At 43.9% G+C, this 13,402-nt stretch carries 16 protein-coding genes; 15 read left to right on the forward strand and 1 reads right to left on the reverse strand.

The window, feature by feature from the left end:
- The first annotated feature begins 10 nt into the window (after window positions 1-10).
- From ribD to ribT, 5 genes are all read left to right on the forward strand, one after another.
- On the forward strand, window positions 11-1,096 hold the full coding sequence (gene ribD, locus CVV77_RS01300; protein WP_100274456.1) for a bifunctional diaminohydroxyphosphoribosylaminopyrimidine deaminase/5-amino-6-(5-phosphoribosylamino)uracil reductase RibD: 1,086 nt from the start codon (window positions 11-13) through the stop codon (window positions 1,094-1,096).
- 10 nt (window positions 1,097-1,106) lie between these two features.
- Entirely contained in the window at window positions 1,107-1,754 is a 648-nt protein-coding gene (gene ribE, locus CVV77_RS01305; protein WP_019258793.1) for a riboflavin synthase subunit alpha, read from the forward strand.
- Window positions 1,755-1,768: 14 nt separating this feature from the next.
- Complete coding sequence (locus CVV77_RS01310; RefSeq protein ID WP_004398206.1) at window positions 1,769-2,965, forward strand: bifunctional 3,4-dihydroxy-2-butanone-4-phosphate synthase/GTP cyclohydrolase II; 1,197 nt, start codon at window positions 1,769-1,771, stop codon at window positions 2,963-2,965.
- A 32-nt stretch (window positions 2,966-2,997) separates the two neighbouring features.
- The gene (gene ribH / locus CVV77_RS01315) at window positions 2,998-3,462 is read left to right on the forward strand and encodes a 6,7-dimethyl-8-ribityllumazine synthase (protein ID WP_003223915.1); all 465 of its coding nucleotides are present in this window, start codon (window positions 2,998-3,000) and stop codon (window positions 3,460-3,462) included.
- A gap of 112 nt (window positions 3,463-3,574) precedes the next feature.
- Window positions 3,575-3,949, forward strand: a complete 375-nt coding sequence (ribT, locus tag CVV77_RS01320; RefSeq protein WP_100274457.1) for a GNAT family N-acetyltransferase RibT — start codon at window positions 3,575-3,577, stop codon at window positions 3,947-3,949.
- Between the two features lie 13 nt (window positions 3,950-3,962).
- On the opposite strand, the gene CVV77_RS01325 is transcribed toward ribT, so the two are convergent.
- Window positions 3,963-4,487: a DUF309 domain-containing protein gene (locus CVV77_RS01325; protein WP_100274458.1), complete on the reverse strand. Its 525-nt coding sequence runs from the start codon at window positions 4,485-4,487 to the stop codon at window positions 3,963-3,965.
- 301 nt (window positions 4,488-4,788) lie between these two features.
- Here CVV77_RS01325 and scpA point away from each other — a divergent pair, with 301 nt between their 5' ends.
- The 10 genes from scpA to resC all read left to right on the forward strand — a co-directional run bounded on the left by scpA (window position 4,789) and on the right by resC (window position 13,390).
- Window positions 4,789-5,544: a segregation/condensation protein A gene (gene scpA, locus CVV77_RS01330; RefSeq protein WP_100275118.1), complete on the forward strand. Its 756-nt coding sequence runs from the start codon at window positions 4,789-4,791 to the stop codon at window positions 5,542-5,544.
- Window positions 5,534-6,127, forward strand: coding sequence for an SMC-Scp complex subunit ScpB (gene scpB / locus CVV77_RS01335; protein WP_003223904.1), 594 nt, complete (start codon window positions 5,534-5,536; stop codon window positions 6,125-6,127). Before scpA ends, scpB begins: the two co-directional genes overlap by 11 nt.
- A 54-nt stretch (window positions 6,128-6,181) precedes the next feature.
- Window positions 6,182-6,721 carry a YpuI family protein gene (locus CVV77_RS01340; protein WP_019258788.1) on the forward strand — a complete coding sequence of 180 codons (540 nt, stop codon included), beginning with the start codon at window positions 6,182-6,184 and terminating at the stop codon, window positions 6,719-6,721.
- Window positions 6,722-6,843: 122 nt separating this feature from the next.
- The gene (locus tag CVV77_RS01345; protein WP_100274459.1) at window positions 6,844-7,992 is read left to right on the forward strand and encodes a D-alanyl-D-alanine carboxypeptidase family protein; all 1,149 of its coding nucleotides are present in this window, start codon (window positions 6,844-6,846) and stop codon (window positions 7,990-7,992) included.
- Complete coding sequence (spmA, locus tag CVV77_RS01350) at window positions 7,980-8,570, forward strand: spore maturation protein SpmA (RefSeq protein WP_004398197.1); 591 nt, start codon at window positions 7,980-7,982, stop codon at window positions 8,568-8,570. Before CVV77_RS01345 ends, spmA begins: the two co-directional genes overlap by 13 nt.
- Window positions 8,571-8,574: 4 nt before the next feature.
- Entirely contained in the window at window positions 8,575-9,111 is a 537-nt protein-coding gene (gene spmB / locus CVV77_RS01355; RefSeq protein WP_003223896.1) for a spore maturation protein SpmB, read from the forward strand.
- Between the two features lie 90 nt (window positions 9,112-9,201).
- Window positions 9,202-9,936, forward strand: coding sequence for a 23S rRNA pseudouridine(2605) synthase RluB (gene rluB / locus CVV77_RS01360; protein WP_019258786.1), 735 nt, complete (start codon window positions 9,202-9,204; stop codon window positions 9,934-9,936).
- Window positions 9,937-10,030: 94 nt separating this feature from the next.
- Window positions 10,031-10,570, forward strand: coding sequence for a thiol-disulfide oxidoreductase ResA (gene resA, locus CVV77_RS01365; RefSeq protein WP_019258785.1), 540 nt, complete (start codon window positions 10,031-10,033; stop codon window positions 10,568-10,570).
- Window positions 10,567-12,195 carry a cytochrome c biogenesis protein ResB gene (gene resB, locus CVV77_RS01370; RefSeq protein WP_019258784.1) on the forward strand — a complete coding sequence of 543 codons (1,629 nt, stop codon included), beginning with the start codon at window positions 10,567-10,569 and terminating at the stop codon, window positions 12,193-12,195. Before resA ends, resB begins: the two co-directional genes overlap by 4 nt.
- Before the next feature lie 19 nt (window positions 12,196-12,214).
- A complete protein-coding gene (gene resC, locus CVV77_RS01375) occupies window positions 12,215-13,390 on the forward strand; it encodes a cytochrome c biogenesis protein ResC (RefSeq protein WP_100274460.1) in 1,176 nt (391 codons plus the stop codon).
- The last annotated feature ends 12 nt before the right edge of the window (window positions 13,391-13,402 follow it).

Consider the following 13,402-nt stretch of genomic DNA (forward strand, 5'->3'; position numbering starts at 1 on the left):
AGGGAAACAAATGGAAGAGTATTATATGAAGCTGGCATTAGATCTTGCGAAGCAGGGCGAAGGACAGACCGAATCCAATCCGCTCGTTGGCGCTGTTGTGGTAAAGGACGGACAAATTGTCGGTATGGGCGCCCATTTAAAATACGGCGAAGCTCATGCAGAAGTTCATGCCATCCATATGGCCGGATCCCATGCAAAGGGTGCTGATATTTACGTTACACTCGAACCGTGCAGCCATTATGGAAAAACACCGCCATGCGCAGAACTGATTATCAACTCTGGCATCAAAAGAGTGTTTGTGGCGATGAGAGATCCTAACCCGCTTGTGGCTGGAAGAGGGATCAGCATGATTGAAGAAGCCGGTATTGAAGTAAAGGAAGGCATCCTCGCAGATCAGGCGGAGAAGCTGAATGAAAAATTTCTGCACTTCATGAGGACAGGCCTCCCTTACGTCACTCTAAAAGCTGCTGCAAGCCTTGACGGAAAGACAGCTACCAGCACGGGCGACAGCAAATGGATCACCTCAGAGGCCGCGAGACAGGATGCTCAGCAGTACAGGAAAACACACCAAAGCATTCTAGTCGGAGTTGGCACGGTGATAGCTGACAATCCAAGTTTAACCTGCAGGCTGCCTAATGTGACAAAACAGCCGGTTCGGGTAATACTTGATACCGTACTCTCGATTCCTGAGGACACTCAAGTGATTTGCGATCAAGCAGCGCCGACATGGATTTTTACAACGGCACGAGCAGACGAGGAAAAGAAAAAACGGCTTTCAGCTTTCGGTGTGAACATATTTACGCTTGAAACTGAACGCATTCAAGTTCCCGATGTTCTGAAAATCCTTGCGAAAGAAGGTATCATGTCTGTGTATGTGGAAGGCGGATCAGCTGTTCACGGAAGCTTTGTCAAAGAAGGCTGTTTTCAAGAAATCATCTTCTATTTTGCCCCTAAACTAATCGGAGGATTGCATGCTCCCAGCTTAATCTCCGGTGAAGGTTTTCAATCAATGAAAGATGTCCCCTTATTACAATTCACTGATATAACCCAAATCGGCCGTGATATCAAACTGACGGCAAAACCGATAAACGAGTAGGATGGTGACCATGTTTACAGGAATAATTGAAGAAACAGGCACAATCGAATCCATGAAAAAAGCAGGGCATTCAATGGCCTTAACAATCAAATGCTCAAAGATTTTAGAGGATGTTCATCTGGGTGACAGCATTGCAGTTAACGGCATTTGTCTGACTGTCACTGATTTTACAAAGAATCAATTCACAGTGGATGTTATGCCTGAAACAGTCAAAGCTACGTCACTGAATGATCTATCTAAAGGAAGCAAAGTAAATCTGGAAAGAGCGATGGCGGCAAACGGCCGTTTCGGAGGCCATTTTGTCTCAGGCCATGTCGACGGAACTGCTGAAATTACACGTATTGAAGAGAAAAGCAACGCTGTTTACTATGATTTAAAGATGGATCCATCTTTAACAAAAACATTGGTCTTAAAAGGATCAATTACCGTTGATGGCGTGAGCTTAACAATATTCGGCCTGACAGAAGATACAGTGACAATTTCTCTAATACCGCATACCATCAGCGAAACGATTTTTTCAGAAAAAACGATCGGCTCTAAAGTGAATATCGAATGCGATATGATCGGAAAATATATGTATCGATTTTTGCATAAAGCCAATGAAAATAAGACCCAACAAACCATTACAAAAGCCTTCTTAAGCGAAAACGGCTTTTAGAGAGGAAGATTTGCATGTTTCATCCGATAGAAGAAGCACTAGACGCTTTAAAAAAAGGCGAAGTCATCATAGTTGTAGATGATGAAGACAGAGAAAATGAAGGAGACTTTGTGGCTCTTGCTGAGCATACAACTCCAGAAGTCATTAACTTTATGGCGACACACGGAAGAGGGCTGATTTGCACGCCGCTTAGTGAGGAAATCGCAGACAAGCTGGATCTTCACCCCATGGTTGAGCATAATACAGATTCTCACCATACTGCATTTACGGTAAGTATTGACCACCGTAATACGAAAACGGGTATCAGTGCTCAAGAAAGATCTTTTACCGTTCAAGCATTGCTGGACAGTAAATCCGTGCCGTCTGATTTTCAGCGTCCTGGGCACATTTTTCCGCTGATTGCGAAAAAAGGAGGTGTCCTGAAAAGAGCGGGCCATACAGAAGCTGCTGTTGACCTTGCCGAAGCCTGCGGATCTCAAGGAGCCGGTGTCATTTGTGAAATTATGAATGAAGACGGAACAATGGCAAGAGTGCCTGAGCTTATTGAAATTGCGAAAAAGCATCAATTAAAAATGATCACCATTAAAGATTTGATTCAATACCGTTACAATCTAACAACACTAGTCGAACGTGAAGTCGACATTACACTCCCTACTGATTTTGGCACTTTTAAGGTTTACGGTTACACAAATGAGGTAGACGGAAAAGAGCATGTCGCATTTGTGATGGGAGATGTGCCGTTCGGAGAAGAACCGGTATTGGTCCGGGTGCATTCAGAATGTCTCACAGGTGACGTGTTTGGGTCTCATCGCTGTGACTGCGGCCCGCAGCTGCACGCCGCGCTGACGCAAATTGCCGCAGAAGGCCGGGGGGTGCTCTTGTACTTGCGCCAAGAAGGCCGAGGCATCGGTTTAATCAATAAATTAAAAGCTTATAAGCTTCAGGAACAAGGCTATGACACCGTAGAAGCCAACGAAGCGCTCGGATTCTTGCCTGACCTTCGCAACTATGGCATCGGTGCACAAATTTTACGCGACCTCGGTGTGCGAAATATGAAGCTTTTGACGAATAATCCGCGCAAAATTGCCGGCCTTGAAGGCTACGGACTCAGTATTTCAGAAAGAGTGCCGCTTCAAATGGAGGCAAAAGAACACAATAAAAAATATTTGCAAACCAAAATGAACAAGCTGGGTCATTTACTTCATTTCTAATCACAAATATCACAAAAAAGGATGGGAATCATATGAATATCATACAAGGAAATTTAGTTGGTACAGGTCTTAAAATCGGAATCGTAGTAGGAAGATTTAATGATTTTATTACAAGCAAGCTGCTGAGCGGTGCAGAAGATGCGTTACTCAGACATGGCGTAGACACAAATGATATCGATGTGGCTTGGGTTCCAGGCGCATTTGAAATTCCGTTTGCTGCGAAAAAAATGGCGGAAACAAAAAAATATGACGCCATCATCACATTGGGCACTGTCATCAGAGGCGCGACAACACATTACGATTATGTCTGCAATGAAGCTGCCAAAGGCATCGCGCAAGCAGCAAACACTACAGGCGTGCCTGTCATCTTTGGAATTGTGACAACTGAAAACATCGAACAGGCAATTGAGCGTGCCGGCACAAAAGCGGGCAACAAAGGTGTAGATTGTGCTGTTTCTGCCATAGAAATGGCAAATTTAAACCGTTCATTTGAATAATTTGCTGAAAACAGTTTAAAAATATGGCGAAAATGATATAATGTGAGAAAACGGATCACCTATTCGTATCCGTTAATAGCAGACTGGACATTTTGGATATAGAGGGGTTTTTATGTTAATTCGTTATAAAAAATCGTTTGAAAAGATTGCGATGGGACTTCTTTCGTTCATGCCGAATGAAAAAGACCTTAAGCAGCTTCAGCAGACAATTAAGGACTACGAAACGGATACAGACCGCCAGCTCTTTCTTTGGAAAGAGGACGAGGATATCGTCGGAGCAATCGGAGTCGAAAAAAAGGATTCTGAGGTTGAGATCCGGCATATCAGTGTGAATCCTTCTCATCGCCATCAAGGAATCGGAAAACAGATGATGGATGCTCTAAAGCATTTATTCAAAACGCAGGTACTGGTTCCGAATGAATTAACGCAGAGCTTTTTCGAACGTTGTCAAGGTCAGCAGGGTCAAGACATTTCATACAATAATTAAGCAGAGGCTGTAATCAGCCTCTGCTTTTTTTTCTCCGTTCTATTTCTTTTTCACGTTCAAGGATGACGTCAGTCCGATCCCGCAAACGGTGCTTGTCGATAAGAAATGTATCAGTGAGTGTGCTGGGCTGCCCCCATGTGTACTCTTTTTTCTTGCATTCAACGCGGCATGCTTCCTCAAGCTTCTCATCTTTGATCGGCAGCATGATGCTTTTATAGGAAAAGCCCGTTTCGATTTGTTCGTAAACCGACTGCATAAGCTCGAGTAAACGGCTATGATCAAGCCCCAAGCATTCGACCGCTTGTTTTTCCGCTTGAAGAATCCGGATGCTGTTCGCCATCAGTCTTTTTGCCCCGGCAGTATTCTTCCTTCTGTGATGATACAAAGCGACCGCAAGCTGGATGAAACCGACCCAATACATTTTTCGTTGGTTTGGAGGATCTTCCTTCCAATATTCTTCTAATATTTCATGGCATTCAAAGTAATCCCGCGACGCATGAAATTCAACGAGATAATCAATATAAGCTTTCGGGTACAAGATGCTTCCTCCTTTAATCTGCCTTTAGTGTAACACAGGAAGGTTAAAAGGAAAAAGAACGCCCAGCCCTGGCTGCTTCTTTGTTTTAGCACGACAATGCAAGGGAAACCGCCGCTAAGTCTTTTTTCTCCTACCTTCTTTGCTATGGTCTGAGCGAATGCATTTCCTGTTTTGAATATTCTGTACAAACCGCTTCAAAACAGGAAATGAAATAGTATTGGACGAGAGCTTTTTGGTGGCTTATACTAAAGGGTAGCCAGTTTATCCGGCAATGAGAGTGATACTTGAAAATGGTGAGATGATGGAAGAATATCAAGTGAAAATTGATACGTTTGAGGGCCCATTGGACCTGCTGCTTCATTTAATCAATCGTCTTGAAATTGACATATATGATATACCTGTGGCGAAGATCACTGAACAATATTTATTATATGTACATACGATGCGTGTGCTTGAGCTCGATATTGCCAGCGAGTATTTGGTCATGGCTGCCACGCTGCTCAGCATTAAAAGCAGAATGCTGCTCCCGAAGCAAGAGGAGGAGCTTTTTGAAGATGAATTACTTGAAGAAGAGGATCCGCGGGAAGAATTGATTGAAAAGCTGATTGAGTATAGAAAATATAAAGATGCGGCGAAGGATTTAAAAGAACGGGAAGAAGAAAGACAAAAATCGTTCACGAAACCGCCGAGTGATTTGAGCGAATATGCAAAAGAAGTAAAGCAGTCTGAGCCAAAGCTCTCTGTCACGGTCTATGATATGATCGGGGCTTTTCAAAAAGTGCTCAAACGCAAAAAAATAACAAGGCCGATGGAAACAACAATTACAAGACAGGAAATACCAATCGAAGACAGAATGAACGAAATTGTGCACAGCCTGAAATCAAGAGGAACGAGAATCAACTTTATGGATCTGTTTCCGTATGAGCAAAAAGAACATTTGGTAGTGACCTTTCTAGCCGTTCTCGAGCTGATGAAAAATCAGCTGGTTCTCATTGAACAGGAGCACAATTTTTCACATATTTACATTACGGGGAGTGAATCCATTCATGGGGCTTGATATCGTGAATTGGAAAGCTATAGTGGAAGCCCTTCTTTACGCGGCAGGCGATGAAGGGCTTACAAAAAAGCAGCTGTTAACAGTGCTTGAAATCGAAGAGCCTGAACTGAACACCATTATGGCGGATGTAGCAGATGAATACCGCGGGGATACAAGGGGCATTGAACTTATTGAATATGCAGATACGTATATGCTCTCTACCAAAAAAGACTTTGCCCCGTACTTGAAAAAACTGATTGAAGTGCCGTCAAAAGGCCTTTCTCAAGCATCTTTAGAAGTGCTGGCCATCGTTTCATATAAACAGCCGATTACAAGAGCAGAAATTGAAGAAATCAGAGGCGTGAAATCAGAGCGGATTTTACACAGCCTCGTTGCGAAGGCGCTATTGTGTGAAGTCGGGCGGGCTGACGGTCCGGGAAGGGCTATTTTATACGGCACAACGCCGACTTTTCTTGAGCAATTTGGTCTGAAAACGCTGGACGAGCTTCCGCCGCTTCCTGAAAATGCGGAAGAAGACGTTCTTCAAGAAGAAGCAGATTTATTTTTTGAAAACTTTAACCAAACCTTCGAAGATATAAAATAGAAGTTTAATGAATCGCGCTTTTTCATCATCATAAGATATAAGGAAGAAGCTATCATGAAAGAAGCAAAATGTGAGAGACAAAGACATGAGGGGAAGATACCAAACGAAATGGGACATTCGATTGTGCGAGTGCAGACTCAAAAAACAGGCGAATTCTTATCAATGGTTGTCAATACCGTTAACGATTACCTAAATCAAACGACGCTGGAGTCCTTGCAGGCTGAATTGCCTATTGAGAAAGGATACTGCTGTGATGTGCTGAGCACTCTGAGAAGAATGACAGTATTTTGTGAAGGAGGCGCAGAAGCGTGCCGCCGTCTCTTGATGCAGGAGCCTTTTCAGGAAGCCAGAGCGGAAAAAACACTGTACAATGTGTATCACCAATGCATTGAAGAGTTCTTTATGCCGAAAAAAGACACGTGGTGTGAAAATAGCCGGGCGTCTTATACAGGGGTCAGCGCAATTGAGTTTTACCATGCTGTTCCTGCGTCGCTTGAGCAATTATTATTGCCGTTGAGCGCAGCCTTTCTGAAGATGAGAGAAGAGCTGGCTCATTACGAAGCGTCTGGATCAAGCATGGCGCCAATCAGATAACGTTTACTCTCCCTTTTTCAGGGAGAGTTTTTTTATGTTTGTCCGCCGTTATATAATTGTTATTCATAACTGATGGACATGCGCATAAACTTGTACAAACCACCACAAGGACGTGAGCAAACATGCGCATTTTCAAAAAAGCAGTCTTCATGGTCATGATTTTTTTTCTATTTGCAAATGTAAATGTGAACACAGCATATGCGGCTATAGATGTTAGTGCAAAAAGCGCGATAGTGATTGATGGAGATTCAGGCAGAGTCTTATTTGCCAAGGGTGAGCATGAAAAAAGGCGGATTGCAAGCATCACAAAAATCATGACGGCCGTTCTTGCCATTGAATCCGGCAAAATGGAGGAAACTGTGACGGTTTCGGCAAATGCTGTCAGAACAGAAGGCTCTGCCATTTATTTAACAGAAGGGCAAAAAGTGAAATTAAAAGATCTTGTGTATGGCCTGATGCTGAGATCAGGAAACGACGCCGCTGTTGCGATTGCCGAGCATGTCGGGGGCAGCCTCGATGGATTTGTTTATATGATGAATCAAAAAGCCGAGCAGCTTGGTATGGAGAATACCCGTTTTCAAAACCCGCACGGATTGGACGACCATGAAAGCCATTATTCAACAGCCTATGACATGGCCATCTTAACAAAATACGCTATGAAGTTGAAAGACTATCAAAAAATTTCAGGCACAAAAATATACAAAGCAGAAACGATGGAAAGTGTCTGGAAAAACAAAAATAAACTGCTGACCATGCTTTATCGATACAGCACAGGAGGAAAAACAGGCTATACAAAACTTGCAAAACGGACACTGGTCTCAACAGCCTCAAAGGACGGCATTGACCTGATCGCCGTTACCATAAATGACCCTGACGATTGGGATGATCATATGAATATGTTTAACTATGTGTTTGATCATTATCAACCCTATTTAATCGTGAAAAAAGGGGACATTCCAAAGCTGAAAGGCACATTTTATGAATCTAAGGCTTTTATCAAACGTGACATCACCTATTTGCTAACCGAAGAAGAAAAAGAAGATGTCGAAATTAGAACCACGTTGCTTAAGCCGAAAAAAGTATGGGAGAAAGATGCATCAAAAATTCCCGACATCGTAGGACACATGAAGATCATGTTCAACGATGAAACCATCGCAAAAGTGCCGATCTATTATGAGAATGAACGACACCAAAAACCGAAAAAACAATTTTTTGAAACGTTTAAATCCATCTTTCTGAATGCGGCTGGCGGGGCAAAATGGTCAATATAATCTGGGTCAGCTTAACTGTGATCGGACTTGTTTTTGCGATGTGCAACGGAACTCTGCAAGATGTAAATGAAGCCGTGTTTAAGGGTGCGAAGGAAGCCGTTACAATCTCATTTGGACTGATGAGCGTGCTTGTTTTCTGGCTTGGCTTAATGAAAATAGCTGAGCAGGCGGGGCTTTTGGATATTTTCAGCCGGATGTGCAGGCCTTTTATATCTAAGCTTTTTCCTGATATACCGCCGGATCACCCGGCGATGGGCTACATTTTATCTAATCTCATGGCGAACTTCTTCGGCCTCGGGAATGCGGCAACTCCGCTTGGCATTAAAGCAATGGAGCAAATGAAAAAGCTGAATGGAAACCGATCGGAAGCAAGCCGGTCGATGATTACTTTTTTAGCTGTCAATACGTCCTGCATCACGCTCATTCCGACAACGGTGATTGCTGTTCGAATGGCCTATTCCTCCAAAACGCCGACAGATATTGTCGGACCGAGCATTTTAGCGACACTCATTTCTGGAATCGGCGCCATTATCATTGACCGGTATTTTTATTACCGCCGCAAAAAGAAGGGAAGGTGAGCGGATGGAAATCATCAACTGGCTGTCTTTAGCCATGATTCCGATCATTATTGCCGGAATTCTTCTTTATGGAACAATCAAAAAGGTTCCCACATATGAGTCGTTTGTTGAAGGCGGAAAAGAAGGGATAGAAATCGCTTTTTCCATTATCCCCTACTTAGTCGGAATGCTTGTCGCCATTACAGTTTTCAGATCATCAGGCGCGCTTGATTTTATAATGGACCTTTTAAAACCGGTTTTCTCCGCTATCGGCATCCCTGCTGAGGTGGTTCCGCTTGCGCTGATCCGCCCGATCTCTGGTACGGCAGCACTCGGCATGACGACAGATTTAATTGCAGTATACGGGCCCGATTCCTTTATCGGCAGGCTGGCTTCTGTCATGCAGGGATCAACAGATACCACGCTTTACGTACTGACTGTGTATTTCGGAGCGGTCGGCATTAAAAAAATGGGTGATGCGTTAAAGGTGGGACTTCTTGCTGATTTAATCGGTGTAGTTGCATCTATCATCATCGTTACGTTATTATTTGGGAGCGCCTGAAAACGGCGTTTTTTTGGATTTGGCACAGAAATTTGAAAAAGCTTGTTTGTTAAGGTTGAAAAAAGTAAGATAATACTTGAGGTGAAAGACATGGAAAGACTGCAAAAAGTAATTGCTCATGCCGGAGTTGCATCGCGCAGAAAGGCAGAAGAGCTGATTAAAGAAGGAAAAGTAAAGGTGAACGGCAAAGTAGTAACAGAGCTTGGTGTTAAGGTTACCGGTTCTGATCAGATTGAGGTAAACGGGTTAAAGGTTGAACGCGAAGAGCCGGTTTACTTTCTCTTATATAAACCAAGAGGCGTTATTTCTGCAGCCCAAGATGACAAAGGGCGCAAAGTCGTGACGGACTTTTTTAAAGAAATCCCGCAGCGCATTTACCCGATTGGGCGTCTGGATTATGATACGAGCGGTCTTTTGCTGTTAACCAATGACGGCGAGTTTGCCAATAAACTGATGCACCCTAAGTATGAAATAGATAAAACATACGTGGCGAAGGTGAAAGGCATCCCGCCTAAAGAGCTGCTCAGAAAGCTGGAGCGCGGAATTAGGCTGGAAGAAGGCAAAACGGCGCCTGCTAAAGCGAAGCTGCTGTCTTTGGATAAGAAAAAGCAAACAAGCATTATTCAGCTGACCATCCATGAAGGACGTAACAGACAGGTGCGCCGCATGTTCGAAGCGATCGGGCATGAGGTAATCAAGCTGAAGCGTGAAGAATACGCGTTTTTAAACCTGCGAGGCTTACACACGGGAGATGCCAGAGAGCTGACGCCGCATGAAGTTAAAAGACTTAGAGCGCTGGCGGAGCACGGTAAAAACGCTTTCTAAATTTCACATAACCTTCAAAAAGTAAGAAATGTGAAATGAACGTGCAATGATATAATTGAATGGATCTGCAATAGGGGGAAGGGGGCAGTGGACAATGAAGAAAAAAAGGCGTTTATTCATTCGGACCGGCATCCTTCTCGTTTTAATCTGTGCACTTGGCTATACAATTTACAACGCTGTATTTGCCGGCAAAGAGAGTATATCCGAAGGGTCCGACGCACCGAATTTTGTCCTTGAAGATACGAATGGGAAACGTATCGAGCTCAGTGACTTAAAAGGGAAAGGTGTTTTTTTGAATTTCTGGGGTACATGGTGTGAACCGTGCAAGAAAGAATTTCCTTATATGGCGAACCAATATAAGCATTTTAAAGACCAAGGTATTGAAGTTGTCGCGGTAAATGTTGGGGAGTCAAAGATAGCAGTACATAATTTTATGAAATCCTACGGAGTCAATTTTCCGGTTGTTCTGGATACAGATCGCCAAGTGCTTGATGCCTATGACGTATCTCCGCTTCCGACAACCTTTTTAATCAATCCGGAAGGAAAAGTTGTCAAGGTGGTGACCGGCACTATGACAGAAAGCATGATCCATGATTATATGAATCTGATAAAACCCGGAGAGACTTCGGGATGAAGCAAGTCAAATGTGAATGCGGACATGTAAACCCGGTCGGAACTGTTCTATGTGAATCGTGCGGAAGAGCTCTCCAGGAAACCCAGCCTCCGCTTGCTGATATGAGATATGACGGAAGCGCAAGGCGTTCACAAACCTATAACAAAACGATCATTGATAAAATTTGGAATTTCTTTTCTTCGGTTAAAGTGGGAATATGGCTTATCGTCATAACCCTTGCCGCATCAGCGTTCGGCACCATTTTTCCCCAAGAAGCCTATTTGCCTCCGGGCGCACAGGCTGATACCTATTACAAAGAGCAGTACGGCACGTTCGGCCAGCTTTATTATTTGCTCGGATTTCATCATTTATATGGCTCCTGGTGGTATTTGCTGCTCATTGCCTCGATCGGCATTTCACTCGTGATTTGCAGCCTCGACCGGGTCATTCCGTTGTACAGAGCGTTAAAAAACCAAGGTGTCCGCAGGAGTCCTGCTTTTTTAAGAAGGCAGCGCTTGTTCAGTGAAACGGATACTGTACTGAACGGAGAAGCAAAAGAACAGATTGTTGCTCTATTAAAGAAAAAGCATTATAGAATCAGAGAAAAAGAGGGCAGCATTCTTGCCGAAAAAGGGCGTTTTTCCCGCTGGGGCCCGTATGTCAACCACATTGGATTGATTATCTTTCTGATTGGTGCGATGCTGAGATTTGTGCCTGGCATGTACGTCGATGAGACGCTTTGGGTCAGAGAAGGCGAAACCGCAGCCATTCCAGGAACAGACGGAAAATATTATTTGAAAAACAATCAATTCAGCGTAGAGACCTATAACAGCAAAACGGAAAAAAAGGTATTCGCAGATGCGATTGACAGAGTCGGGGACGGGAAAGTGGCAAAGAACTTTCAAACAGATGCCGTACTCTACAAGAGAGAAGGAAAAATTGTTTATGGTGAGAAGCCGAAGCTGAAAAAAGTAACAGAAGAGGACATTCGTGTCAATCAGCCGCTGCGTTTTGATTCTTTTTCCGTTTACCAGGTGGATTATAAAGAGAATCAGCTTGATCAAATGGTGTTTCAGCTGATAGACAAAAAAACAAAAAAATCCTTTGGGAGCTTAAAGGTCAACCTTCTGGATCCAGATTCGGTTTATGATCTTGGCAACGGTTACAAAGTGGAAATCGCCAGCTACCTGCCAGACTTCTATTTTAATCAGGACGGAGAGCCTAGCACGAAAACAAAGATCCCTAACAATCCGGCTTTTGTCTTTAATATCATAACGCCGGACAAACCGAAGGGTGAGAAAAGCTTTGTCGCCATCCAAGAAACAATCGAAGGCTCAGACAGCAATAAATATAAGCTGAAATTTGACCATGTCGAAACGAAAAACATTACCGGTCTCACAGTCAGAAAGGATCTGACACTCTGGGTGCTTGCTGTCGGCGGAGCCATTTTTATGATCGGTGTCATTCAAGGTATGTACTGGCAGCACCGAAGAATCTGGCTTCACTCACAGGATGGCGCAGTCATGGTGGCAGGGCATACGAATAAAAACTGGTATGGCCTGAAGAAGGATTTAGCCTTTGTATTGGCTGATTCCGGACTGACTGAACCGGAGGACCAAAAAGAATTAATCAAAACACAGAAATAGGCGAAAAGGGAGTGATGTCATGGCGGAGCTGAGCGGAAATTTTCTTTATGCGGCCTTTCTTGTGTATTTAATCGCTGTCCCGATTTTCGGCGGGGCCATACGCGGAAATAAAGGTAAAAAGGGCAAGCCTAACCGATGGGCCAACATTGGAATCACCCTTTCTATTATCGGTTTTCTCTGCCATCTGGGATATTTCATCACAAGGTGGGCTGCCAGCGGCCATGCACCAGTCAGCAATATGTTTGAATTCACCACCGCCTTTGGCATGATGCTTGTTTTGGCGTTTATTATTCTTTATTTTATCTACAGATTGCCTTCATTAGGTCTGTTTACGCTGTCAATCGCTTTATTGCTGATTGCTTACGCCAGCATGTTTCCGACGGATATCTCGCCCTTAATTCCGTCGCTGCAGAGCAATTGGCTGTATATTCACGTAACGACAGCAGCGCTTGGGCAAGCTATACTTGCTATCAGCTTTGTCGCAGGTGTCATCTTTCTTTTGAAGCATGTAGACCAGACAAAACCAAGCAAAAAAACGTTCTGGCTTGAAGTGATTATGTTTATCCTGGTCACAACCGTCGCCTTTATTGCGATCACATCGGCATTTCGTCTTGCAGGCTATGAAGCGGAGTTTAACTGGGTGGATAAAACTAAAGAAAAAAGTGTGATGGTGTACGAAATGCCTGCACTTGTCGGCCCGCATCAGGGAGAGCTTTTGACCGAGGGGAGAATGGAGCCGCTTGCTGAGCTTCCCGCCCTTTTCTCAGGCAGAAAGGTGAACACCGTCATTTGGTCATTTGGAGCAGGCTTTGTTTTGTACGGAGTTCTTCGTCTGATCATCAGAAAAAGAATCAGCGCTCTATTACATCCGCTGGTGAAAAACGTCAATCTTGATCTGGTTGATGAAGTTGGCTACAGGGCCGTTTCGATCGGATTTCCAATCTTTACGCTAGGGGCGCTGATCTTTGCGATGATTTGGGCTCAGCTCGCGTGGACCAGATTTTGGGGCTGGGACCCGAAGGAAGTATGGGCGCTGATCACGTTTTTGTTCTATGCCGCTTACTTGCATTTAAGACTGTCAAGAGGCTGGCACGGTGAGAAGTCAGCATGGCTGGCCGTAATCGGTTTTGCTATTATTATGTTTAATTTAATATTCGTAAATCTAGTGCTTGCCGGACTTCATTCTTATGCATAGTCCTAAGAAAGC

Source organism: Bacillus sp. SN1, assembly GCF_002796895.1.
Lineage (GTDB): Bacteria > Bacillota > Bacilli > Bacillales > Bacillaceae > Bacillus > Bacillus inaquosorum.